The sequence below is a fragment of the Actinoplanes sp. NPDC051513 genome, from assembly GCF_044454685.1.
GTDB lineage: Bacteria > Actinomycetota > Actinomycetes > Mycobacteriales > Micromonosporaceae > Actinoplanes.
Genome location: NZ_JBITDW010000002.1, coordinates 639,784 through 661,241, shown reverse-complemented (window position 1 = coordinate 661,241; position 21,458 = coordinate 639,784). Strand labels below are relative to the sequence as shown.

18 protein-coding genes and 2 pseudogenes are annotated in these 21,458 nt (G+C 74.3%); 6 read left to right on the top strand and 14 right to left on the bottom strand.

Annotated elements, in window-relative coordinates:
* Position 1: 1 nt before the first annotated feature.
* Positions 2-481, bottom strand: a complete 480-nt coding sequence (locus ACIA5D_RS08305; RefSeq protein ID WP_396029172.1) for an SRPBCC family protein — start codon at positions 479-481, stop codon at positions 2-4.
* A complete protein-coding gene (locus tag ACIA5D_RS08300) occupies positions 478-840 on the bottom strand; it encodes a metalloregulator ArsR/SmtB family transcription factor (RefSeq protein WP_396029171.1) in 363 nt (120 codons plus the stop codon). Before ACIA5D_RS08300 ends, ACIA5D_RS08305 begins: the two co-directional genes overlap by 4 nt.
* Positions 841-938: 98 nt before the next feature.
* Here ACIA5D_RS08300 and ACIA5D_RS08295 point away from each other — a divergent pair, with 98 nt between their 5' ends.
* The 4 genes from ACIA5D_RS08295 (at position 939) to ACIA5D_RS08280 (ending at position 4,809) form a co-directional block, all read left to right on the top strand.
* The gene (locus ACIA5D_RS08295) at positions 939-1,958 is read left to right on the top strand and encodes an NADPH:quinone reductase (protein WP_396029170.1); all 1,020 of its coding nucleotides are present in this window, start codon (positions 939-941) and stop codon (positions 1,956-1,958) included.
* Between the two features lie 87 nt (positions 1,959-2,045).
* A complete protein-coding gene (locus tag ACIA5D_RS08290; protein ID WP_396029499.1) occupies positions 2,046-3,023 on the top strand; it encodes a DNA topoisomerase IB in 978 nt (325 codons plus the stop codon).
* Between the two features lie 14 nt (positions 3,024-3,037).
* On the top strand, positions 3,038-4,261 hold the full coding sequence (locus ACIA5D_RS08285) for a PP2C family protein-serine/threonine phosphatase (RefSeq protein ID WP_396029169.1): 1,224 nt from the start codon (positions 3,038-3,040) through the stop codon (positions 4,259-4,261).
* 20 nt (positions 4,262-4,281) lie between these two features.
* Positions 4,282-4,809, top strand: coding sequence for a DUF6328 family protein (locus ACIA5D_RS08280; RefSeq protein ID WP_396029168.1), 528 nt, complete (start codon positions 4,282-4,284; stop codon positions 4,807-4,809).
* 7 nt (positions 4,810-4,816) lie between these two features.
* Here the strand turns inward: ACIA5D_RS08280 and ACIA5D_RS08275 are convergent.
* From ACIA5D_RS08275 to ACIA5D_RS08235, 9 genes and pseudogenes are all read right to left on the bottom strand, one after another.
* Positions 4,817-5,740 (bottom strand): annotated as a pseudogene (locus ACIA5D_RS08275) (glycosyltransferase family 9 protein); the annotation flags it as partial.
* Positions 5,737-6,417 (bottom strand): SDR family oxidoreductase, encoded by a 681-nt coding sequence (locus tag ACIA5D_RS08270; RefSeq protein ID WP_396029167.1) that lies wholly within the window; start codon positions 6,415-6,417, stop codon positions 5,737-5,739. The pseudogene ACIA5D_RS08275 and the gene ACIA5D_RS08270, both read right to left, overlap by 4 nt.
* 6 nt (positions 6,418-6,423) lie before the next feature.
* On the bottom strand, positions 6,424-7,809 hold the full coding sequence (locus ACIA5D_RS08265) for a PfkB family carbohydrate kinase (RefSeq protein ID WP_396029498.1): 1,386 nt from the start codon (positions 7,807-7,809) through the stop codon (positions 6,424-6,426).
* 12 nt (positions 7,810-7,821) lie between these two features.
* Positions 7,822-8,376 (bottom strand): annotated as a pseudogene (locus tag ACIA5D_RS08260) (SIS domain-containing protein); the annotation flags it as partial.
* Positions 8,376-9,581: a glycosyltransferase gene (locus ACIA5D_RS08255; RefSeq protein ID WP_396029166.1), complete on the bottom strand. Its 1,206-nt coding sequence runs from the start codon at positions 9,579-9,581 to the stop codon at positions 8,376-8,378. The pseudogene ACIA5D_RS08260 and the gene ACIA5D_RS08255, both read right to left, overlap by 1 nt.
* Positions 9,566-10,492 (bottom strand): glycosyltransferase, encoded by a 927-nt coding sequence (locus ACIA5D_RS08250; protein ID WP_396029165.1) that lies wholly within the window; start codon positions 10,490-10,492, stop codon positions 9,566-9,568. The genes ACIA5D_RS08255 and ACIA5D_RS08250 overlap by 16 nt, the downstream gene beginning before the upstream one ends.
* A complete protein-coding gene (locus ACIA5D_RS08245; RefSeq protein WP_396029164.1) occupies positions 10,489-12,063 on the bottom strand; it encodes an HAD-IIIA family hydrolase in 1,575 nt (524 codons plus the stop codon). Before ACIA5D_RS08245 ends, ACIA5D_RS08250 begins: the two co-directional genes overlap by 4 nt.
* The gene (locus ACIA5D_RS08240; RefSeq protein WP_396029163.1) at positions 12,060-13,121 is read right to left on the bottom strand and encodes a glycosyltransferase family 2 protein; all 1,062 of its coding nucleotides are present in this window, start codon (positions 13,119-13,121) and stop codon (positions 12,060-12,062) included. Before ACIA5D_RS08240 ends, ACIA5D_RS08245 begins: the two co-directional genes overlap by 4 nt.
* Positions 13,118-14,746 (bottom strand): carbamoyltransferase, encoded by a 1,629-nt coding sequence (locus ACIA5D_RS08235; protein WP_396029162.1) that lies wholly within the window; start codon positions 14,744-14,746, stop codon positions 13,118-13,120. Before ACIA5D_RS08235 ends, ACIA5D_RS08240 begins: the two co-directional genes overlap by 4 nt.
* Before the next feature lie 134 nt (positions 14,747-14,880).
* Between ACIA5D_RS08235 and ACIA5D_RS08230 the strand changes: the two genes are divergently transcribed.
* Complete coding sequence (locus ACIA5D_RS08230) at positions 14,881-16,287, top strand: aldehyde dehydrogenase family protein (RefSeq protein WP_396029161.1); 1,407 nt, start codon at positions 14,881-14,883, stop codon at positions 16,285-16,287.
* Between the two features lie 15 nt (positions 16,288-16,302).
* Here the strand turns inward: ACIA5D_RS08230 and ACIA5D_RS08225 are convergent, their stop codons facing one another.
* Complete coding sequence (locus ACIA5D_RS08225; protein ID WP_396029160.1) at positions 16,303-17,520, bottom strand: MFS transporter; 1,218 nt, start codon at positions 17,518-17,520, stop codon at positions 16,303-16,305.
* Between the two features lie 196 nt (positions 17,521-17,716).
* On the opposite strand from ACIA5D_RS08225, the gene ACIA5D_RS08220 reads away from it, so the two are divergent.
* Positions 17,717-18,832 carry a SigB/SigF/SigG family RNA polymerase sigma factor gene (locus ACIA5D_RS08220; RefSeq protein ID WP_396029159.1) on the top strand — a complete coding sequence of 372 codons (1,116 nt, stop codon included), beginning with the start codon at positions 17,717-17,719 and terminating at the stop codon, positions 18,830-18,832.
* Positions 18,833-18,839: 7 nt separating this feature from the next.
* Here the strand turns inward: ACIA5D_RS08220 and ACIA5D_RS08215 are convergent, their stop codons facing one another.
* The gene (locus ACIA5D_RS08215) at positions 18,840-19,568 is read right to left on the bottom strand and encodes an STAS domain-containing protein (protein WP_396029158.1); all 729 of its coding nucleotides are present in this window, start codon (positions 19,566-19,568) and stop codon (positions 18,840-18,842) included.
* A 5-nt stretch (positions 19,569-19,573) separates the two neighbouring features.
* Positions 19,574-21,451, bottom strand: a complete 1,878-nt coding sequence (locus tag ACIA5D_RS08210) for a CheR family methyltransferase (RefSeq protein ID WP_396029157.1) — start codon at positions 21,449-21,451, stop codon at positions 19,574-19,576.
* Positions 21,452-21,458: the final 7 nt, after the last annotated feature.

Sequence of the window (21,458 nt, the reverse complement as noted above, 5' to 3'; positions counted from 1 at the left end):
CTTACCGCTGCGCTTCGAAATGCTCCTTCATCGACGGGTAGTAGTCGTCGAAGCCCGGCATCGGCAGGCCGTCGCGGGCGGCCACGAGGGCGTCCAGGTAGAACTCCCAGCCCGGTCCGACCTCGCCGACGCCGTCCTTGGTGGTCAGGTGCTGCGTGAACCGCAGCTCGGTCACGCCCGCGCTCTCGGCGAGAGTCAGGTCGAGGCGCCAGCGGTCGGGCTCCTCCCCGGCGGAGAGCGCGAGCCGGCTCGGCGCCTCACACGCGTCGACCGTCATGTCCATCCAGGGCTTGCCCTCCTCCTGCGCCATCTGCACCTTGATCGTGCGCCCCGGCGCCGCGTCGCCCTCCCACCGGCCGAACCAGCGCGCGGTGCGCTCCGGGTCGGTGAGGCTCGCCCAGACGTCGGCGATCGGGGCGCGGAACGTGCGGGTCAGCACGAGGTCGTCGCCGAACAGGCGGCCGGTCGGTGTCGGGCTCATGCGATCTCCTCCTGGGAGTGGTTGCGCCCGGCGGCCCGGAGCCGCTCGCGGCGGGTGCGGTAGACCTCGGTCTCGAGCGTGTCGAGGCGGTGCTGCCAGCCGGACGGCCGCGTCAGCCGCTCGAGCCAGCCGGCCAGATCGGCGAGCGGCGCGGTTTCCAGCGCGTAGACCCGCCGGCGCCCGTCGGCCGAGTCGCGGACCAGGCCGGCCTCGCGCAACACGCGCAGGTGCCGGCTGATCGCCGGCCGGCTGATCGCGAACCGGCCGGCGATCTGGCCCGCCGAGAGCGGCTCGTCGCGCAGCATCAGCAGGATCTCCCGCCGCACCGGATCGGCGATCGCGCCCGCCACCTCGTCCACGCCGGGAAGCGTAACAGGATGGTTACGCGTTCGCCATGCCCCCCGGTCTTCCCGCCCTGATCCTGATCGGCCACTGACGGAGGTCGTAGGGTCGATCCATGAAGGCCATCATCTACCGCGACAACGGCGGCCCCGACGTACTCGAGCTCGTCGATCGCGACGCGCCCACTCCCGGCCCCGGCGAGGTCCGGGTCCGATTGGCCGTCTCCGGGGTCAACCCCACCGACTGGAAGACCCGGTCCGGCGCCACCAACCCCAAGCAGCACGCCGAGGTCATTCCGCAGCTCGACGGCGCCGGGGTGATCGACGCCGTCGGGGCCGGGGTCGACCAGGGGCGGGTCGGGCAGCGGGTCTGGCTGTACCTGGCCGGCGCGGGACTGGCCGGCGGCACCGCCGCCGAGCTCACCGTCGTGCCCGCCGGGCGGGCGGCGCCGCTGGCCGACGAGGCCGGCTTCGACGTCGGCGCGTCGCTGGGCGTCCCGGCGCTCACCGCGCACCGCGCGCTCACCGTCGCCGAGGACCGGCCGCGCCGGCTGCGACCGGGCGCGCTCGACGGCAAGGTGGTGCTCGTCGCGGGCGGCGCCGGGGCGGTCGGGCACGCGGCCATCCAGCTCGCCCGCTGGGCCGGCGCCACCGTGATCAGCACGATCAGCGGGCCCGAGAAGGCACGGCTGGCGGCCGCCGCCGGCGCCCACCACGTCATCAACTACCGCGAAGGCGACCCGGCCGCCGAGATCCGCGCGATCGCCCCGGACGGCGTCGACATCGTCGCCGAGGTGGCGCTCGGCGCGAACCTCGCGCTCGACCTGGCCGTGCTGCGCACGCGCGGCACGATCGCGACCTACGCCAACGACGGCGGCAAGCCGGTCGAGCTCGACGTGCGGCAGAACATGATGATCAACACCCGGTTCCAGTTCCTCGTGCTCTATACGGTGGGCGACGAGGCGCTCGCCGCGGGCGCCGAGGACGTGTCCGCCGCCGTCCGCGACGGCGCCCTCCCGGTCGGCGAGGAGCACGGGCTGCCGCTGGTCCGCTTCCCGCTCGGCCGCACCGCCGACGCGCACCGGGCGGTGGAGGACGGCGCGGTCGGCAAGGTCCTGGTGGACATCGACGCGTGAGCGGGCGCCGGGCGCCTTCCCCAGGTTTGCCGCGGGCCGTCCCGGGGCATCCCGTCGGCCCCCTGGATGGTGCTGGAGGAACGCGTGGTGCGCCTGCGACGCAGCGATCTGACGAAGGCGGGCCTGTCCCGCCGCCGGTCCGGCCGCGGCTTCACCTACCTGGGCGCGGACGGCGCCCGGGTCACCGACGCCACGACGATCGAGCGCATCCGGGGTCTGGTCATCCCGCCGGCCTGGCGAGATGTGTGGATATCGCCGGATCCGCGCGGTCATATCCAGGCCACCGGCGTCGACGCGGCCGGGCGCAAGCAGTACCTCTACCACCCGGACTGGCGTACCGGTCGCGACGAGGAGAAATTCCGCCGCGTACGCGAAATCGCAGCTCGCCTGCCACGCGTGCGCCGCCGCCTGCAGGCCGACCTCACCACCGGCCGCGGACTGGCGAAAGATCGCGTGCTCGCCGCCGTCGTCAGCATCCTCGACATGGGCATGTTCCGGATCGGCAGCGAGGAGTACGCCGCGCGGGACGAGGACCCCTCTTTCGGACTGTCCACGCTGCGTCCCGCGCATGTACGGACACGCGGCGGCTGTGCATTGCTCCAATTCCCCGGCAAATCGGGCGTCGACCACAGCGGCAGGGTCGAGGACGGCGAGGTGTGCGCCGTGCTGACCGCCCTCAAGAAACGCCGCCGCGGCGAGGAGCGGCTGTTCGCGTACTGGGACCCGCACCTTCGGGCGTGGCGCAACGTCGACGCCGCAATGATCAACGACTATCTCGAGGAGATCAGTGGGGAGCGGATGACGGCGAAGGATTTCCGCACGTGGCACGGCACCGTCAAGGCGGCCGTGGAGCTCGCCGTGGCCGGTCCGCAACCGACCGAGGCCAAGCGCAAGAAGGCCGTCGCCCACGCCATGAAGGAGGTCGCCGGCATGCTCGGCAACACGCCCGCGGTGGCCCGGGCGTCGTATGTGGATCCGCGGGTGATAGACCGCTATGCGGACGGCGAGACAGTCGAGCACGATACCGAACGGGCGGTGCGTGACCTGCTCTCCGACGAATCTTGAGTAGGTTGTACCCCATGGGCGTCGACAGCATGCGGGACGATGAGCGCCTGCGCCGTCTCGAGGCGATCACCGACGCCACGCTGTCCCGGCTTGACACCTCCGACATGCTCGATGAGCTGCTCGAACGCGTACGCGATCTGCTCGGCGCCGACACCGCGGCGATCCTGCTGCTCGACCCGCACTCACGACAACTCGTCGCCACCGCGGCCAAGGGCCTCGAAGAAGAGGTACGCCAGGGCGTGCGTATCCCGATCGGGCGGGGTTTCGCCGGCCGGGTAGCGGCGACCGGGCGGCCGGTCGTGCTCGCCGAGGTGACGCCCGCGGACGTGCTCAACCCGATCCTGCTCGAGAAGGGCCTGCGCTCGCTGCTCGGCGTCCCGATCCTCGCCGCCGGCAACGTGATCGGGGTGCTGCACGTCGGCATGCTCACCCCGTACGAGTTCGGCGCCGACGACATCCAGCTGCTCGAGCTGGCCGCCGACCGGGCCGGCGCCGCCGGGCAGATCCGCAGCCAGAAGCTGGAGCAGGCGGCCGCCCTCGCCCTGCAGCGCAGCCTGCTGCCGAGCACGCTGCCCCAGGTGCCCGGCGTCGATCTCGCCGCCCGCTACGTGCCCGGCCACGAGTTCGGCATCGGCGGCGACTGGTACGACGTGTTCACGCTGCCGTCCGGCTGGCTGGGCGTGGTGATCGGCGACGTGTCGGGGCACGGCCTGGCCTCGGCGGTCGTGATGGGCCGGGTGCGCAGCGCGCTGCGGGCGTACACGCTGATCACCGACGATCCGGCCGAGGCCCTCAGCCTGCTCGACCGCAAGGTCCGGCATTTCGAGGCGGGCAGCCTCACCACCGCGCTGTACGCCATGATCTCGCCGGACCGCGGCACGGTCCGGATCTCCACGGCCGGCCACCTGCCGCCGGTGCTGGCCCTGCCCGGCGCGCCGGCCACGGCGGTGCGGCTGCCGGCCGACCCGCCGCTGGGCGTCGACATCCGGCACCGCCCGCGCCGCGCCACCACGATCGAGCTGCCACCGGGGGCGGCGCTCGCGTTCTTCACCGACGGCCTGGTCGAGCGGCGCGGCGAGCTCATCGACATCGGCGTTCAGCGGCTGACCGCGGCGGTGACGGCCGAGCCGGCCGAAACGGCCGAGACGCTGTGCGCCACGATCATGACGATCATGGACCTCGATCGCCCCACCGACGACGTGGCGCTGTTGGTCGTACGGCGTTTCGATGATCATTGAAATGGGCATTCCCGAGCGGCATGACCCCGGAGAAACGCCGCATCCGATATGAGGACGAGAAGCACCGCTGGGACCGCAACTTCGCCGATCTGCTGCAGGAGCTGCGGGTCGCCCAGACCGGCATCCAGATCCTGTTCGCGTTCCTTCTGACCCTGCCGTTCAGCAACGGGTTCCCGCGCACCACCGCGTTCCAGAAGGACGTGTACGTCGTCGCGCTGCTGGCCGCCGCGGCCTCCACCGCGATGATCATCGCGCCGGTCGCGTTCCACCGCGCGCTGTTCCGCCAGGGCCGCAAGCCCGAGCTGGTCCGGTACGCCCACCGGATGGCCAGCGGCGGTCTCGCGTTCCTGCTGATCTCGATGGTCGCCAGCGTCTTCCTCATCGTCGACTTCATGCTCAGCCGGCCGATGGCCCTGCTGCTGGGCGGCGCGACGGCGGTGTTCTTCCTGATCTTCTGGGCCGGCATCCCGTGGTACCGGCACAACTGGATCGACGAGGACGCCGAGGAGGAGGACGAGCAGGCCGAAGGCGAGCCGGCGAGCCGCTGAGACGCCCGGTCCGGGTCGCGCCGGACAGCTCCGCGACCGCGTCGAGCACCTCGTTCTCGCCGACGGCGAGCAGGGCGGGATGCACGCCGGGGCCGGGCCGGTCGCCCGGCTCGCTCCTGGCGCCGTGCCAGATCGGGCGGTGGTACGGGCGGTGCGGCGGTCCCCAGCGCGCCGGCGACATCGGGCCGAACAGGGTGACCGACGGCGTCCCGTACGCGGTCGCCAGGTGCGCGATCCCGGTGTCCCCGCTGATCACGAGGCGGGCGTGGGCGACCAGCGCCGCCAGCTCGGCCAGGCCGGTCGGCGGCAGCGACGACGCGGGCAGGCCGGCGCGCTCCGCCACCCGTACGCGCAGATCCCGCTCGGAAGCGGAACCGGTGATCACCACTCGGTGTCCCGCCTGGCGGAGTTGCCGCGCGACGGCCGCGAAGCGGTCGGCCGGCCAGCGACGCGCCGGAACCTTCGCGCCCGGATGAACGATCGTCACGCCGCGCGGCACGGCGAGACCCGGAACCGCCAGCGACAGGTCGGTCTCGTCGCAGGTCACGCCGTAGTGGCGCAGCAGACGGCACCAGCGGCCGACCTCATGCTCCTCCTCGATCCACTCGGGACCGCCGAGGTGGCCGGCGTCGGCGTTGTCGAAGGCCCACAGCCGGCCGGGGGCCGCGGCGTGCAGCAGGAGGTGCGACTCGGGGCCACGCCCGTGCAGGTTGACCGCCAGCCGCGGCGGCTCGATGTGCCAGCGGCGCGGGACCAGCCCGTCGGTGGGCACGACCCGGCCGACGCCGCCGATCAGGTCGATCAGCGGCGTCAGCCATGCGGGGGCCGCGAGGGCGATCGGCTCGCCGGGGAAGGCGGCCCGCAGGCCGCGCAGGGCGGGCACGCCGGTGAGGAGGTCGCCGACGCCGAGCGCGCGGAGGACGAGGATCACGGGTACGACGTCTCCCGCTCCGACGCGACGACCAGCTCGCGGACCGAGCAGCCGGGTGGCTGGCTCAGCGCGAAGACGACCGCGGCGGCGGTGTCGGCCGGCTCGTTGAGCGACGCGTCCGGGCCGGGCTTGTACTGCTCGTCGCGGTCGTCGAAGAACCTCGTGCGCATCCCGCCGGGGATCAGCAGGGTGACGTTGACCCGGCCGGCCAGCTCGGCGGCGAGCGACCGCGTGAAGCCGACGACGCCGAACTTCGCGGCGCAGTACGCCGTGGCTTCGCCGACCGCCTTGATGCCCAGTGTGGACGCCACGGTGACGACGCTGCCGTGGGTCTGCTCGAGCGTGGGCAGCGCCGCGCGGATGACCGCGGCGGTGGCGAGCAGGTCGACGGTGACGATCCGCTCCCACACCTCGGCCGGGATGTCGGCGAGGGCGCCGGGCACGTCGAAACCGGCCGCGGTGACCACGCCGTCGAGGCGGCCACCGGCCCGCTCGATCGCGCGGCGGGTGGCGTCCTCGGCGGCGCGGGTGTCCGCGAGGTCGCACTCGACCCAGTCCAGGCCGTCGGCGGGCCGCTTCCGGTCGACGACGATCGGCCGGCCGCCCTGTTTGAGAACCGCGTCGGCGACGGCGGCGCCGAGGCCGCTCGAACCGCCGGTGATCAGCACTGCTTCCATGTTCTGTTACCTCCCACTACGGGCCGCGGCGATGGTTCTGGTCGTGGAGCGTCCGTCCAGGTACGGCACGATCACGGTCTGGCCGCCCCAGCGCGCGACGAGCTCGGCCTCGGGCAGCTCGGGGCCGCCGTCGGCGTAGTCGCCGCCCTTGACCCAGACGTCGGGGCGAAGCCAGGACAGCACCGCCTCGGGGGTGGGCTCGTCGAAGATGACGACGGCGTCCACGCAGTCCAGGGCGGCGAGCAGGCGGGCCCGGTCGGCCTGTGCGGTGAGCGGGCGGTCCGGGCCCTTGAGGGCGCGCACCGAGGCGTCGCTGTTGAGGCAGACGACCAGGCAGTCGCCCAGTTGGCGGGCGGCTCGCAGGGTGGCGAGGTGGCCGGTGTGCAGCAGGTCGAAGCAGCCGCCGGTGGCGACCACGACGCCGCCGCGGGCGCGCGTCCCGGCGATCAGGCGGCCGGCGTCCTCCTCGCCGATCCCGCCCGGCACGCCGGCCTGCCCGGACCGCTCGGCCGGCGCGAGGGCGGCCGAGACACCGCCGGCCAGGACGAACGTGGTGGCCGCCTCGACCGCCTGCTGCACGGCCTCGGAGACGAGCGCGCCGTCCGCCAGGGCGAGCGCCGCGGCGGTGGCGAACCGGTCACCGGCGCCGCAGGTGTCACCGGCGGCTTCGGCCGGGGCGGGCACGACCAGCGGGGTCGGGCCGGAATGACAGAGCACCGCGCCGCCGGGGCCGCAGGTGACCGCGACCGCGGCGGCCCGCCAGCGCTGCCGCAGCAGGTGGCCGGCGCGCTGTGCGGTGGTGAGCGTCGAGCCGTCCCCGGCGTCGCCGGCGAGTGTGCACACCTCGGCAAGGTTGGGAGTGACCAGGCGTGAGTCGCGCACCGGGGTGGGGCCGTGGGGATGCGGGTCCCATATCACCGGCGCGGCGGACGCCTCGATCGCGGCCCGCAGAGCCGGATGCCGGGCGACCCCGCGGCCGTAGTCGCTGACCAGGATCGCCTTGGCGTCGCGCAGCGCGTCCAGCGCGGCCTGCGGCGCGTCGCCCGGCGGCGCGGGGGCGCCGCCGCGGTCGAGGCGCAGCAGAACCTGGCCACCGGCACGCAACCGCACCTTCTCGGGCGTCGAGCCGGGCAGCGGCAGCGCGTGCAGCTCGACGCCGGCCAGCATCTCGCTCAGCCGCGCCCCGGCGGCATCCGAGGCGATCGCGGTGATCAGTGTGACCTCGTGCCCGTCGGCGGCCGCCAGCAGCGCGGCCAGACCGGCGCCGCCGGGGCGCTCGTGGACGCTCTCCTCGTCGAGCACCGGTGCCGGAGCGTCCGGCGCGATCCGGCGGACGGCGCCGTCGACATCCCGGTCGAGCAGCGTGTCACCGACAATGACCAGTCTTTTCATCGTCCGTCCTTTCAGGGTCAGGTCGAGGTGCTCGCACATCACATGGACCGCGACGAGGTGCAGCTCCTGCACGACCTGGCTCTCCGGCGACGGGCAGCGCAGAACCTCGTCGCAGGCGTCGCCGACCGGGCTCGGGCCGGCGCCGGTCATCGCCCAGGTGCGCAGGCCGCGCTCGCGGGCGGCCCGCACCGCGGCGACCAGGTTGGGGCTGCGGCCGCTGGTGGAGAGCACGAGCAGCACGTCACCCGGGCGGCCGTGGGCGCGCACCTGGCGGGCGAAGACCTCCTCGTACCCGTAGTCGTTGCTGATCGCGGTCACCGCCGACGAGTCCGGGGTGAGCGCGATCGCCGACAGCGGCATCCGGTCCTCGCGCAGCTTGCCGACCAGCTCGGCGGCCAGGTGCTGCGCCTCGGCCGCGCTGCCGCCGTTGCCGGCGACCAGCAGCCGGCCGCCCGCGCCGAGGTGCCGGGCGAGCTCGGCGCCCCAGCCGGCCAGCCGCGCGCCGACCGTGCGGAACGGGCCGATCGCGGCGGACAGCGCGGTGAGGTGCAGGTCCAGCGGATCCATCAGGCGACCGCCTCCGCGGGCGCGCCGGCCACCGACGAGTAGACGCTCGCCAGGCGCCCCGCGATCCGGGGCCACGAGTACGAGTGGACGGCCCGGTCCTGGGCGGCCGCGCCGTACGAGATGCGGCGGGTCTCGTCGGCGAGCAGGCGGCGCAGCGTGCGGGCGAGCCCGGCCGGGTCGCGGGGCGCCACGAGATCGCCGGTGATGCCGTCGACGACCGTGTCGACCAGGCCGCCGACCGCCGAGGCGACCACCGGCACACCGCAGGCCATCGCCTCGAGGACGGTCAGGCCGAACGGCTCGTACCAGGGGGTGGCGGCCAGCAGGTCGGCCGAGCGGTACCAGGACGGCATCTCGTGGGCCGACACGGCGCCGGCCAGGCGGACCCGATCGGCGACGCCGCATCTGCGGGCGAGGGCGCCCAGCTTGCACGCGTACGGGTCGGCCGTGATGTCGCCGTCAGGGGGCCCGCCCACGACGACCACCTCGGCGTGCGGCACCGTCGGCAGCGCCCGGATCAGATCCTCGATGCCCTTGCGCTCGACCAGCCGGGCCACGGTGAGGATCCGCGCCATGCCGGGCCGGCGCGGCACGGCCGGCCCCTCCGGGCGGAAGCGCCCGGTGTTGACGCCCGACGGCACCAGCGCCATCCGGTCCCGCGGGACGCCGATCCGCACCAGCTCGGCAACCTCGTCCTGGCACTGCACGACCACCCGGTCCACGGCCCGGCCCAGCGCCCGCTCGTAGCCGATGCGCTGCGCCGGGCTGGTGTCCGCGGCACCCTGGTGGCGGCGCTTCACCGAGCCGAGCGCGTGGTACGTCTGGAGCGCCGGCACGCCGAGCTCGCGCGACGCGGTGACCGTGGCGAGCCCGCTCATCCAGAAATGCGCGTGCGCCACGTCCGGCTTCCAGGTGTCGCGCCAGTCCGCGGCCAGCCACCGGGCGAACGCGCCCATGTGCGGCAGCAGCTCGTCTTTCGGCAGCGGCTCGGCCGGCCCGGCCGGCACGTGCACCACTTCGACGCCGGCGCCGATCGGCACCACCTCGGGCAGGTCCGCGTCGCGGCGGGTGTAGACCCGCAGCTCGTGGCCGTCCGCGGCGAGCGCGGCCGACAGCTCGGCGACGTGGGTGTTCTGCCCGCCCGCGTCCACGCCGCCGAGCGTGGCCAGCGGGCTGGCGTGCTCCGAGATCATCGCGATGCGCATGTCGCCTCCTCCAGCAGCCGGTCCCAGTCCGCGAGGAACCGGTCCAGGCCGTAACGGGTCAGGGCCACCTGGCGGGCCCGGTCGCCGATCCGCCGGGCCGCCCCGGGCTCCTCCAGCAGCCACCGGGCGGCCTCGACGAGCACGCCGACGTCGGTGGACAGGACGCCGGCGTCCGGCGGGACCGCCTCGACGGCCTCGGTGGTGGCCAGGCCGATCACCGGCATGCCCATCTGCATGGCCTCGATGAGGCTCAGCCCGAGCGAGGTCCAGCGGCACAGGTGCAGATAGGCGCCGCGGCGCGCGACCTCGGCGTGCATCGCGTGCTGCGGCGGATCGTCGTGGGCCGCGATCCGGTCGCCGGCGAGGCCGGCCACGCCCATCCCGTACACGTCGAGCGGCGCGACCGCCGCGAACCGGCCGAGCAGGTCGGTGCCGGTGACCCGGCCGCGGCGGATCGGCTCGTTGGTGACCACGGCGAGCCGCCGGAGCTCGCCGGTCCAGCGCGGCGCCGGCTCGACGACGCCGTGCTCGATCACCGCGGTGCGGGTGCCGCCGCAATCCCAGAACAGGTCGTTGAAGTGGGTCACGTGGACGACGACCACGCCGTCCCGGTCGGCCATCGGGTGCCGGGTGTCGGGCACGTCGCCCTTCGGGGTGTTGTGCTCGACGTAGACGATCGGGACGCCGGGCGGGATGAGCGCGAGCTCCTCGGGACGTTGCACGATGGCGATGTCGGCGTCGCGGATCGCGGCCAGGGGCTTCTCCTCGACGGACGGCGGCCAGTCGTAGGTCTGTGCCCGGCCGCGGCCCCACGCGTCGCGGGCCTCGTTGACCGGGATCAGGTAACGGTGTTTGCCCTGGACGAAGGCGGTTGTCCAGGCGCCGTGCACATGCCAGAGCATGATGTTCACGCGGCAACCTCGCGCTGTGTGCGGGGCCGGGCGCCGAGCTGGGTGACAGCGGCGAGCACCTCGGCCGGGTCGATGGTGGACAGACAGGGGTGGCCGGGGACCGCGCAGGCGCTGGCGCGGGTGTCGCGGCAGGGCGCGTCCGGGACGCCGAGGCGCACCACCGGGACGCGGTAGGGTCCCCACCGGCCGAAGGGGACGGTCGGGGCGTAGAGGCTGACGATCGGGGCGCCGACCGCGGCGGCGAGGTGCGCCGGGCCGGTGTTGGCGGCGACCAGGCAGGACGCGCCGGCGAGCAGGCCGGCCATGGCCTCGAGCGACGGCGGGGCGACTCGCGCCGCGGCGTCGCCGGCGACCTGCGCGGCGAGCAGGTCCTCCCCCGGACCTGCGCTGACCAGCACCTCGTGACCGGCGGCGGCCAGCGCGTCGACGACGCGGCGGAGGGTCCCGGGCGGGCAGGCGCGGGCCTCGGCGGCCGCTCCGGGATGGACGACCACATAGCCGCCGTCGCCGGTCCATCGTGTGGCGGCGGTCAGGTGCAGGGCGCCGTCGTCGTCCTCCGGCAGGGCGAAACCGGCGGCCGCGGCGAGGCCGCGGGCACGTTCTGGCTCCGGCAGGTCGTCCGGTACGCGATGCCGCACGTCGAGCAGGGAGCCGGGGTAGTCCTCGCTGATCGCGGTGATCCGGCCGATCCCGGCCAGCCGCAGGAGCAGCGCCAGGGGCAGCGCGGACTGGTGGAAGGAGGTGAACACGATCGCTTCGTCCGCCTGCGCCGTGGCGATGCGGGCGGTGAGCGCGGCGATGTCGCCGGGATCGACCGGGCCGGGGTGCGGGTCGATCCACGGGAGCCGCCACTCGATGATCTCGTCGACGCCGGGCAGCAGGCCGGCCGCGGCCCGGCCGCGCGGGCCGCAGAGCAGCACCACCCGGTCGGCGCCGGCCGCGACGGCGCGGATGGCCGGGCCGGTGACCAGCACGTCGCCGGCCGAGTCGGAGCGGGCCACGAGCACGGTCCGGGCCTTCCCGGGGCGCGCCGCGGGGCGAACGAGGTCCTCGCGGCGCAGGATCCGGTCGGCCGCGCCGGCCAGGCTCGTGGCGACGGCGGGCGCGGCGGCGATCTCGGTGGCGCGGGTCACCGCGGTGGGCACGAGGATGCCGGTCGCCCCGGCCGCGAGGGCGGCGCTCATGTCGCGGCCGATGTCGCCGACCAGCACACAGCGGCCCGGCGTGGTGCCCAGGGCCGCGGCGGCCGCAGTGACCAGGCCGGGTGCGGGCTTGCGGCAGGCGCAGCGGCCGCCATCGTCGTGCGGGCAGATCTGCCAGGTGCCGAACGGGCCGAGCAGCTCCTCGACCCGGCGGTTGACGGCGTCCAGCTGGTCGCGGGTGAAGCGGCCGCGGGCGAGCCCGGACTGGTTGGTGACCACGCCGAGGCGCAGGCCGGCCGCGCGGAGACGGTCGAGGGCCGCGCGGGCGCCGGGCATCGGAACGACCCTGCCGGGGTCGCCGTTGTAGGGGACGTCGACGATCAGCGTGCCGTCCCGGTCGAGCAGGACGGCGTCGAAGAGCCGGCTCATCGGCGCGCCCCCGCGCGCCGATACCGCGTCGGTGTCATCGCGGGCGGCGTGAGCTGCTCGCGTTCCGCGGGCGGCGTCAGCGGCGCCGGTCCCGCCGGCGGGATGGGCCTGGCGCCGCGCCAGCGCCACCAGCCGCGTAGCCAGTGTGCGACGGCCACGGGCGGGATGGCGACGCTGGTGGCCAGCATGACAGCCACCTCGCCGGGGTCACGCGGGCCGGGCGCGATGCGGGACGCCGCGAAGTCGGCGGTGCCGGCCGCCCACACCGCCGCGGCGAGCATGGCGGCGCTGGACCAGCCGCGGCGGCCAGTGGCGATGGCGGCTCCACCGCACGCCAGCGCCACTGCCCCGGCCGAGGCGACCGCCGCGTGCCGGCGGCGCCGTCCGGCCGGGATGCCCAGCTGCTCCCGCCACCGACGCCCGTGGAGGCGTCGCAGCAGGGCGTCGTCGGCGTTGCCACGCTGGGCGCGGACGCTCACCCACGCGCTTTCGGGGCGCACCGGATGGGTGACGCGCCGCGCGCCGCGCCGCAGGGACCAGCCCGCCCGGCGTACGCGAAAGGCAAGCTCGGCGTCCTCGCGGAAAGCCCGCGGCAGACGCTCGTCGAAGCCGCCGGAGCGCGCCAGCGCGGCGCGGCGGTAGGCCATGTCCGCGGTGATCCACTCACCGGTGGCCAGGCCCGCCGTGACCCGCTCCCAGTCGGTGCGGCGACGGCCGGACGGCAGCGGCACCCGCAGCTCGCCCTGCACGCCGCCGGCCTCCTCGGGCGCGGCGGCCAGATCCTCGGCCAGCCGGTCGAGCCAGCCGGGCTCGGGCACCACGTCGTCGTCGAGGAAGGCGACCCACTCGGTCTCGGCGGTCTGCCAGCCCAGGTTGCGGGCGGCGGCCGGGCCGCGCGCCGGACCGGGCAGCACGGTGACCCACGCGGGCACGTCCAGCTGCGGTGATTTGTCGCGCCGATCGTCCACCACGAGCACGTCGGCCGGTCGGTCCAGCGCCGCCAGCAGCCGCGTGAGGCTGGGCCGGCCGACCGTCGGGATCACGATGGTGAAGCTCATGCGCCGAACGCCTTCCGGCGGTGCACCGCGAACGGACCCATGGCGAGCAGGTCGACCGGGGCGGAGCCGAAGAGCTCCATCGCTTCGCGCGGGGTGTCCACCATGGGCCGGCCCGCGGTGTTGAGCGAGGTGTTGACCACGACCGGCAGGCCGGTGAGCCGGTCGAACTCGGCCAGCATCTCGGCGACCAGCGGCTCGCTCCCGGGGTGGACGGTCTGCACCCGGGCGGTGCCGTCCACATGGGTGACCGCGGGGATACGGTCGCGCCAGCCGGGCTTGACCCGGTGGACGAACAGCATGTAGGGGCTCGGGCAGACGCCCTCGAAGATCTCGTCGAAGCGCTCGGCACGCACCATCGGCGCGATCGGCCGGAACTGCTCGCGGCCCTTCACGTCGTTCATCCGCCGCTGGGTGTCCTGGTCGCCGGGGTGGGCGAGCAGCGAGCGGTGGCCGAGGGCGCGCGGGCCGTACTCGGAGCGGCCCTGGTACCAGGCGACGATCCCGTTGGCGGCGAGCACCCTCGCGGCCTCGGCGGCGATCGACGCCGGCCGCTCGTAGGGCAGCGCGGCCCGGCGCAGCTCGGCCTCCAGCTCGTCGTCGCTCCACCCGCGACCGAGCGCGGCGGTGGTGAACACGCTGGGGGCGCCGGTGAGGGCGAGGGCGGCGCCGAGCGCGGTGCCGGAGTCGCCGGCCGCGGGCTGGACCCACACCCGCTCGAACGGCCCTTCGGCGGCGATCCGGGCGTTCGCCACGCAGTTGAGCGCGGTCCCGCCGGCCATGGTCAGTGTCTTCGGGCCGCCGGCCGCGTCGTGGGTCCAGCGGACGAGGTCGAGCATGACCTCCTCGAGCCGGGTCTGCACGCTGGACGCCAGGTCGGCGTGCGCCTCGGTGAGCTCGCCGTCCGCCGGGCGGTGCTTGGTCAGGGCCGTCCAGTCGATCCGCTCGACCGTGAAGCCGCCGTCGCCGGTCGCCCGCACCAGCTCGCGGAACAGGTCGAGGAACCGCGGCCGGCCGTAGGAGGCGAGCGCCATCACCTTGTACTCGTCGCTGGAGTGCAGGAAGCCCAGGTGGCGGGTCAGGTCCTCGTAGAGCAGGCCGAGCGAGTGCGGCAGCTCCTGGGCGCGCAGCACGCTCAGCTCGCCGCCACGGTAGACGCCGGCCAGGTGGCTGGCCACCTCGCCGCGGCCGTCCAGCACGAGCACCGCGTTGTCCTCGGCCACCGACAGCCCGGCCGAGGCGGCGTGCGCGACGTGATGCGGCACGAACCGCACCCGATCGGGGTCGAGGCCCGGCAGCGCGGTGGCCAGGAAGTGGGGCGCCCGGCGGGCGTAGTCGACCCGAAGGTGGTCGGACGGGTCGGTCACGCCGAGCTCGTCCAGGTCGCGGGTCAGGCCCGGGTCGAAGGAGTACGCGACCGCGTCGACGTCGCCGGGCCGGAGTCCGGCCTCGCTCAGGCACCACGCCGCCGCCAGCTCGGGCAGCTCCCACGCCGCGAACGGCACCGGCCGCTTGCCGTGCTTGCGCCGGCTGAACCGCTCCTCCTCCGCGGCGGCCACCACGTGCCCGTCGACGACCAGCGCCGCCGCCGGGTCGTGGAAGATCGCATTGATTCCCAGAACACGCATGGGGCGGCGGGTACCCCTCGATCCAGGACCTACTCCGGATGATCAGCGACTTCTCCAAAAAATCTTGAGAAGACCACTGAGCTGCACTGGTGGCGAGCCGGTTTGGTTCGGCCCCGGCGGGGCACCCGGCGGCCATGCTCGAAGTCGAACAACTTGTCGCGGGCGCGCGGTCGCCCGGAAGCGCCGGCCGTGAACTGACGGTCGTCAATCCCAGGGACGACGTGCCGGTCACCCGCGTGCTCTGCTCCGCTCCCGCCGACGTGGCGGCGGCGGTGCGGGCCGCACGCTCATCCGCGCCCGCGTGGGCTCGGGTGCCTGCGGCCGGGCGGGCCGCCGCGCTGCACGCGGCCGCCGCCGCGATCGAGGCTTCCGCCGACGTGCTCGCGGAGACGATGTCCGCCGAGATGGGCAAGCCCGTCGACGAGGCCCGCGACACCGTCATCGCCGGTGTGGGCACGCTGCGGCAGTACGCCGAGCTCGGCCCGGTCCACCGCGGCCGCACCTTGGCCGGCGACCCTTCGGCGATCGACCTGATGGCCTGCGAGCCGCGGGGGGTGGTCGCGGTCATCACGCCGTGGAACGACCCGGTGGCGGTCGCGTGCGGCCTGCTCGGGGCGGCCCTGGTGACCGGCAACGCCGTCGTGCACAAGCCCAGCGAGCGCACTCCCGGAACCGGCTGGCGGCTCGCGCGCCTCCTCGCGCCCCATTTTCCCGACGGGGTGCTCAACCTGGTCAACGGCGACGGCCTGGTGGGGGCCGCGCTGGCGGCCGCGCCGGTCGACGTGGTGGCGCACGTCGGATCGACGGCCACCGGGCGGGCGATCGCCGCGGCCTGCGCCCGGACCGGCGCGAAGGCGCTGCTGGAGAACGGAGGCTGCGACCCGCTGATCATCGACTCCGACGTGGACCCCGGATGGGCGGCGTCGCAGGCGGCGTTGGGGGCTTTTGCGAACTCGGGCCAGATATGCGTGTCGGTCGAGCGGATCTACGCGCATCGCGCGCTGGCTTCGCCCTTCCTGGAGGCGCTGGCGGCCGAGGCGGAGGCATGGCAGCCGCGGCTCGGGCCGCTGGTCGACCGGCGGATGCGCGACGCGGTGGACGAGCAGGTGCAGCGGGCGGTGAAGGCGGGCGCCTCGGCGCTGCGCGGTGGCGCGGCGCCGGCCGGGCCGGGCGCCTGGTATCCCGCGACCGTGCTGGCCGACTGCACGGACGACATGGCGGTGATGCGGGAGGAGACCTTCGGGCCGGTCGCTCCGGTGGCGGTCGCCGACTCCTTCGACGAGGCCCTCGATCGTGCCGCCGACTCCCGGTACGGCCTGGCCGCGACCGTGCTGACCGGGTCGATGAGCCATGCGCAGCGGGCGTGGCGCTTCCTGCCGGCCGGCACCGTGAAGATCAACGCGGTCTTCGGCGGGGCGCCGGGCGGCGCCGCGCATCCGCGTCGCGCGAGCGGGCAGGGATTCGGGTACGGTCCCGAGCTGCTCGACGAGATGACGGCGGCCAAGGTCGTGCACCTCTCCGCCCCGCCGACCGGCTGGTGAGCGGCCTGGAGCCGGTCAGGCGGGCTGCTCGGCCGGGCGGCGCGCGCCGGGCAGCACGACGCCGTTGACGCGGGCCAGGGCGACCGCCCCGCCGACCGCCGCGGCAGTGGTGACGACCCCGCACAGGATCAGGCCGCCGCGCGGACCCAGGGTGTCGGCGAGCCAGCCCACCGTGGGGGCGCCCACGATGCCCGAGAGCGACGAGACGATGCCCATCGTGGCCAGGACGCGGCCACGCATGTCCTCGCGGGTGTCGAGCTGGACGCGGGTGGAGACGACCGTGTCGAAGACGACCGCGCCGGCCGCGATGGGAAGCAGGACGGCGGCGAAGCCGAGGACGGTGGGGGCGAAGCCGGCGGACAGCTGCAGGACGCTGATGGTCACGCCCGCGCCGATCAGGACCTTCAGGGTCGAGCGGCCGCTGCCGGCCAGCAGCAGGCCGCCGGCGACGGCGCCGACGGCGAAGACGGTGGAGAGCAGGCCGTAGGTGCTCGCGCCGCCGTGCAGCGGGCCGGACGCCATCGCCGCCATGCTGACCTGGTAGTTGCGGCCGAGCGAGCCGAGCACGAACGACAGCGCCAGCACGATCAGCACGACCGGGCGGCTCAGCACGTACCGCAGGCCGGCCACGACCCCGCCCTCGCCGGCCGCCGCCCGCGGCAGGGAACGCAGATCGCCGGCGCGCACGGCGGCCAGCGCCGCGATCACGGCGACGTAGGAGACGCCGTTGATCAGGAACAGGACCGCGGGACCGGTGAGGCCGGCCAGCACGCCGCCCAGCGCCATGCCGCCGATCCGGCCGGCCGAGCTGAGCACCGAGCCGAGGGCCAGGGCCGAGCCGAGCGCCTCGCGGGGCACCAGCGCCGAGCCGAAGCGACCGAGCAGCGGGCCCTCGAACGCGCTGATGATCCCGGAGGCCAGCGCGACCCCGAAGATCAGAAGGTGAGCGTCGCCCGCGAGCAGAGCGAACGCGAGGCCCGCTCGCAGCGCCTGGCAGAGGATCAGCGCCGGCCGGGCGGGCAGCCGGTCGGCGAGGGCGCCGCCCCAACTGCCCAGCAGCAGCACCGGCAGCGACTGGGCCATCACGACCGCGCCCATCATCGCGGCCGATCCGGTGGTGGCCAGGATGACCCAGTTCAGGCCCAGCACCTGCATCCAGGTCCCGGCGGTCGACACCAGGTCGGCGCCGGCCCACAGCCGGTAGTTGCGCTCCCGAAGCGGCGCGAGCAGCACGCAGAACCCCCAACAAGCACGAAGCGCCGTCCCTCGGCGCCACGTGCCTGTTCGGGAAGCGCGTCCGGACCGCTTCGCCCGGCGGCGCGCGCACTACCGAATCGCAACTTCCCCTGCCGGATGGTTTGGATTCCGGAGCGCGGGGAAACGGCGAATCGGTGCCATACAGCAACTGATTTGGATCGAGGGAGTTCGCATGTCGATCACTGACGCGCTCGAGCCGCTCGAGGACCTCGACCTCGCGGCGGACGCCCGCACGCGCGCGTGCGCCGGCGCCGACATCCACACCCGCGAGCGGCTGCGTGCCGAGTTCGTGGAGCAGGCGTTGCCGCTCGCCCGGCGGCTGGCCCGGCGCTACCGGGGCCGGGGCGAGCCCATGGAGGATCTGGAGCAGGTGGCGCGGCTGGGGCTGGTGAAGGCCGTCAACCGCTACGATCCGGAGCGCGGCTCGTTCACGGCGTACGCGATCGTCACCATCACCGGCGAGCTCAAACGGCATTTCCGCAACCACGGCTGGGGTATCCACGTCCCCCGGCGCCTGCAGGACCTGAGCCTGGAGGTCGGCCGGGCCCGCGGCGCGCTGACCGCCACGCTGTCCCGCCGCCCCACCGACGAGGACATCGCCGAGCGGCTCGGCATCGACGTTGCCGAGGTGCGCGAGGCGGAGATGTCGGGCGCCGCCTACGCGCCGGAATCACTGAACGCGCAGGCCGACGGGTACGACGGCCTGGAGGTGGGCGACCTGGTGGGCGCCCCGGACCCCGGCCTCGACCTGGTGGACGATCGGGTGACCGTGGAGCGGCTGATCTGCCGGCTCCCGGAGCGCGAGCGCCGGATCCTTGGGCTACGGTTCTACGGCAACCTGAGCCAGGCCGACATCGCCGAGAAGCTGGGCGTCTCGCAGATGCACGTGTCCCGGCTGCTGGCCCGGGCGTTGACCTGGCTACGCCAGGCGATGCTGAGCGACAGCCCGCCGCCGTGGACGGGCGCCGATGACACCGGCCATCGCCTCGCAGTGGCCACCACCTACCAGGGGGAGGTCATCGAGACGCTGGTCACCGGAGAGATCGACCAGGACAACGCCGGGCGCCTGCGCGACGATCTGCTGGCGGCGCTGCGCGATGGCGGGCGGATGCGGCGGATGCGGCTCGACCTGACCGGCGTGCCGCTGCTCGACGCGGCCGGGATCGGCGTGCTGGTCGCTATGCACGAGGCGGCCCGGGTCAGGAACGTCGAGATCCGGGTGGTGGGGCTTCAGCCGTACGTCGAGAAGGTCGTCGCCGCCTCGGGCCTGCGCGACCTGATCGGTTGACGGCCCGTCAGGCGGCGAGCGTGGCCCAGACGACCTTGCCGTCCCGCGAGGGCAGCGCGCCCCAGCGCACGGCGACGCTCGCGACGAGCATCAGCCCCCGCCCCCGGTCGGCGAGAACACCGCGCGTGGCGGCCACCGGCAGCTCGGGCGAGCCGTCGCGCACCGTGACGTGCACATAGCGGTGCCGGCGGGTCACCTTGACGGTCAGCATGGTGCCCGCGTGCTCGACCGCGTTGGCCACCAGCTCGCTCACCACCAGGCTCGCCGGCCCCACCAGCTCCAGCAGATCCCATGCCAGGCAGGCCTCGGTGACCAGATCGCGGGCATGCCGGGCCGCGCCGGCGACCGGAAGCAGCTGGTCGCTGATCGAGGGCACGGGTGCCCGGCCGCCGGCCACCGCGCTGCGGGCGTCCGCCACGCTGGCGAGCACCGGCACGGCGCCGTGCCGGCCGCGCCCGAGCAGCTGGGCGACCGGTGGCGACGGGGAGCAGAGCAGCAGTGGCGTGCCCGGCCACTGGGCGGCCTGCCGGGCCACCGCCGCGAACAGGGAGAGCACGGTCTCCTCGCCGATCTCGAGGGCCGCCAGGTCGATCAGGAGGGCGTCCGGCTGCTCGGCGAGGCACTTCAGCAGCGCCGTGCGCAATCGTGGCGCGCCGCCGAGATCGAGGAGGCCGCGCACCGTGACCACCGCGAGCCTGTCACTCTCGTCGATAGTCCACGCCAGCGCCCCCGCCATCGCGCCTACACCTCCGTTCGGTCCGAGGAATGCCCACAGCCTCCGGAGGTAAACTCCACAGCCTCCATGGCGAGGATCGCCCCGGCGTTCCCGCCCGCGCTCGTCAGTGGGCTGCACGAGACGCGCACGGTCACCGGCCGCCCCCGCCGGTTGACCGCCTCCAGCAGCTGCTCGCCGGTGTCGGGGTCGCCGCCCAGCGCGCTGCGCATCAGCGGGCGCATCTTGTCGACCGGCAACCCGATGTCGAGGTTGAGCAGGTGCTGCCCGACCGCCTCGGCCGAGCGCACGCCCCACAGGTTCTCCGCCTCCTGGTTCCACACGCGCACCCGCAGGTCGGCGTCGACGACCGCGATGCCGGCGCGCAGCCCGGACAGCACGGCGTCGAGGAACGCGTTGACCTCGTCGAGCTCGGTGCCGCTGTCGTGCAGCTGCTCGTTGATGGTCTGCAGCTCGTCGTTGGTGGACTGGAGCTCCTCGTTCATCGTCTCGAGCTCCTCGTTGGTCGACTGGAGCTCCTCGTTGGTGGTCTCCAGCTCCTCGACGGTCGACTGGAGCTCCTCGTTGGTGGTCTCCAGCTCCTCGTTGGTCGACTGGAGCTCCTCGTACGCGGCCTCCAGCTCGCGTTTGGCGTCCTCCAGCTCGGCACGCAGTCGCCGGGCAACCGTCACATCGTCGAAAATCAGCGCGAACCCCAGCAGCTCGGCGTCCGCGTCCACCAGCGGGGCCAACCGGACGTCCAGGTTGAGGACGTCGCCGGGGCCGCGGGCGTACTCGACGTCGCCGATCTGAATCGGAATGCGCTCGGCCTGCGCCTGCTCGAGGTGCTTGCGCAGCTCGATCGGCCGGTACGACACCTCCAGGTCGCGCAAGGGGCGGCCCGCGTCGCGGGCGGTCAGCCCGAACATCTCGCTCGCCTTGCGGTTGGCGAGCGCGACCAGCCCATCGGCGGTGACCACGATCTGCGCCACCGGGTCGGCCAGCATGGCGGCGTCGCGGAGCTGGTCGAGGCCGGTGAGCCGGCTGCGGTCGGGAATCGGCGCGTCGGCGAGGGCCGAACCGATCGGCGCGATCAACCGCGGCACCTTGCGGAAGATGCGCCGCTTGAGGTCGGACGGCTGGAACAGGTGGGGGTGGCTGAGCAGCATCTCGGCCTTGCCGAGGAAGAGCGCGCCGCCACCGAGCAGGGCGAAGTGGAATCGGCCGAGGATCCGCGCCTGCGTCTCGGCGTTGAAGTACATCAGCGTGTTGCGGCAGGTCAGCACGTCGATCCGGGAGATCGGGGCGTCCTGCACGAGGTCGTTGCGCCCGAAGATCAACGAGCGGCGGAGGTCCTTGCGGAACACGTACCGGTCGCCGGCCCGCTCGAAGTAGCGTTCCAGCAGCTCGGGCGGGACGGCGGCGACCGCCTGCTGCCCGTAGCTGCCCTGCCGGGCCTCGGTCAGCTGTTCTTCGTCCACGTCGGTGGCGTAGAGCTTCACCCGGTCGCGGAACGCCTCCGGCCCGAGGATCTCGCAGAGCAGCATGGCGAGGGTGTACGCCTCCTCGCCGGAGGCGCAACCGGCGCTCCACAGCCGGATCGGCGTGCCGGGCGCCTTGGCCGCCACCAGCGGCTCGAGCACCTCGGCGCGCAGGTGCTCCCAGGCCTCGGGGTCGCGGAAGAAGGCGGTGACGTTGATCAGGATGGTGTTGAACAGGGCGGTGAACTCCTCGGGATGGACCTCGAGGTAGTCCTGGTACTCGTGGTAGGACGCGATCGGGATCTGGGCCATCCGCCGGTCGACCCGGCGCGTCAGGCTCGAGCGCTTGTAGCCGGTGAAATCGAAGCCCCGAAGCTCCCGCATGTGCAGCAGCAGCGCCTCGAACTGATTGTCGGCTCCATCCATGGCAACG

What these genes read in the sequence shown, in the direction of transcription:
- ACIA5D_RS08265 (WP_396029498.1), bottom strand. Translation starts at nt 7,809, where the DNA reads ATGAAAAGACTGGTCATTGTCGGTGACACGCTGCTCGACCGGGATGTC.
- ACIA5D_RS08280 (WP_396029168.1), top strand. Translation starts at nt 4,282, where the DNA reads ATGACCCCGGAGAAACGCCGCATCCGATATGAGGACGAGAAGCACCGC.
- ACIA5D_RS08210 (WP_396029157.1), bottom strand. Translation starts at nt 21,451, where the DNA reads ATGGATGGAGCCGACAATCAGTTCGAGGCGCTGCTGCTGCACATGCGG.
- ACIA5D_RS08215 (WP_396029158.1), bottom strand. Translation starts at nt 19,568, where the DNA reads ATGGCGGGGGCGCTGGCGTGGACTATCGACGAGAGTGACAGGCTCGCG.
- ACIA5D_RS08240 (WP_396029163.1), bottom strand. Translation starts at nt 13,121, where the DNA reads ATGAGCTTCACCATCGTGATCCCGACGGTCGGCCGGCCCAGCCTCACG.
- ACIA5D_RS08285 (WP_396029169.1), top strand. Translation starts at nt 3,038, where the DNA reads ATGGGCGTCGACAGCATGCGGGACGATGAGCGCCTGCGCCGTCTCGAG.
- ACIA5D_RS08270 (WP_396029167.1), bottom strand. Translation starts at nt 6,417, where the DNA reads ATGGAAGCAGTGCTGATCACCGGCGGTTCGAGCGGCCTCGGCGCCGCC.
- ACIA5D_RS08245 (WP_396029164.1), bottom strand. Translation starts at nt 12,063, where the DNA reads ATGAGCCGGCTCTTCGACGCCGTCCTGCTCGACCGGGACGGCACGCTG.
- ACIA5D_RS08235 (WP_396029162.1), bottom strand. Translation starts at nt 14,746, where the DNA reads ATGCGTGTTCTGGGAATCAATGCGATCTTCCACGACCCGGCGGCGGCG.
- ACIA5D_RS08220 (WP_396029159.1), top strand. Translation starts at nt 17,717, where the DNA reads ATGTCGATCACTGACGCGCTCGAGCCGCTCGAGGACCTCGACCTCGCG.
- ACIA5D_RS08255 (WP_396029166.1), bottom strand. Translation starts at nt 9,581, where the DNA reads ATGCGCATCGCGATGATCTCGGAGCACGCCAGCCCGCTGGCCACGCTC.
- ACIA5D_RS08305 (WP_396029172.1), bottom strand. Translation starts at nt 481, where the DNA reads ATGAGCCCGACACCGACCGGCCGCCTGTTCGGCGACGACCTCGTGCTG.
- ACIA5D_RS08230 (WP_396029161.1), top strand. Translation starts at nt 14,881, where the DNA reads ATGCTCGAAGTCGAACAACTTGTCGCGGGCGCGCGGTCGCCCGGAAGC.
- ACIA5D_RS08295 (WP_396029170.1), top strand. Translation starts at nt 939, where the DNA reads ATGAAGGCCATCATCTACCGCGACAACGGCGGCCCCGACGTACTCGAG.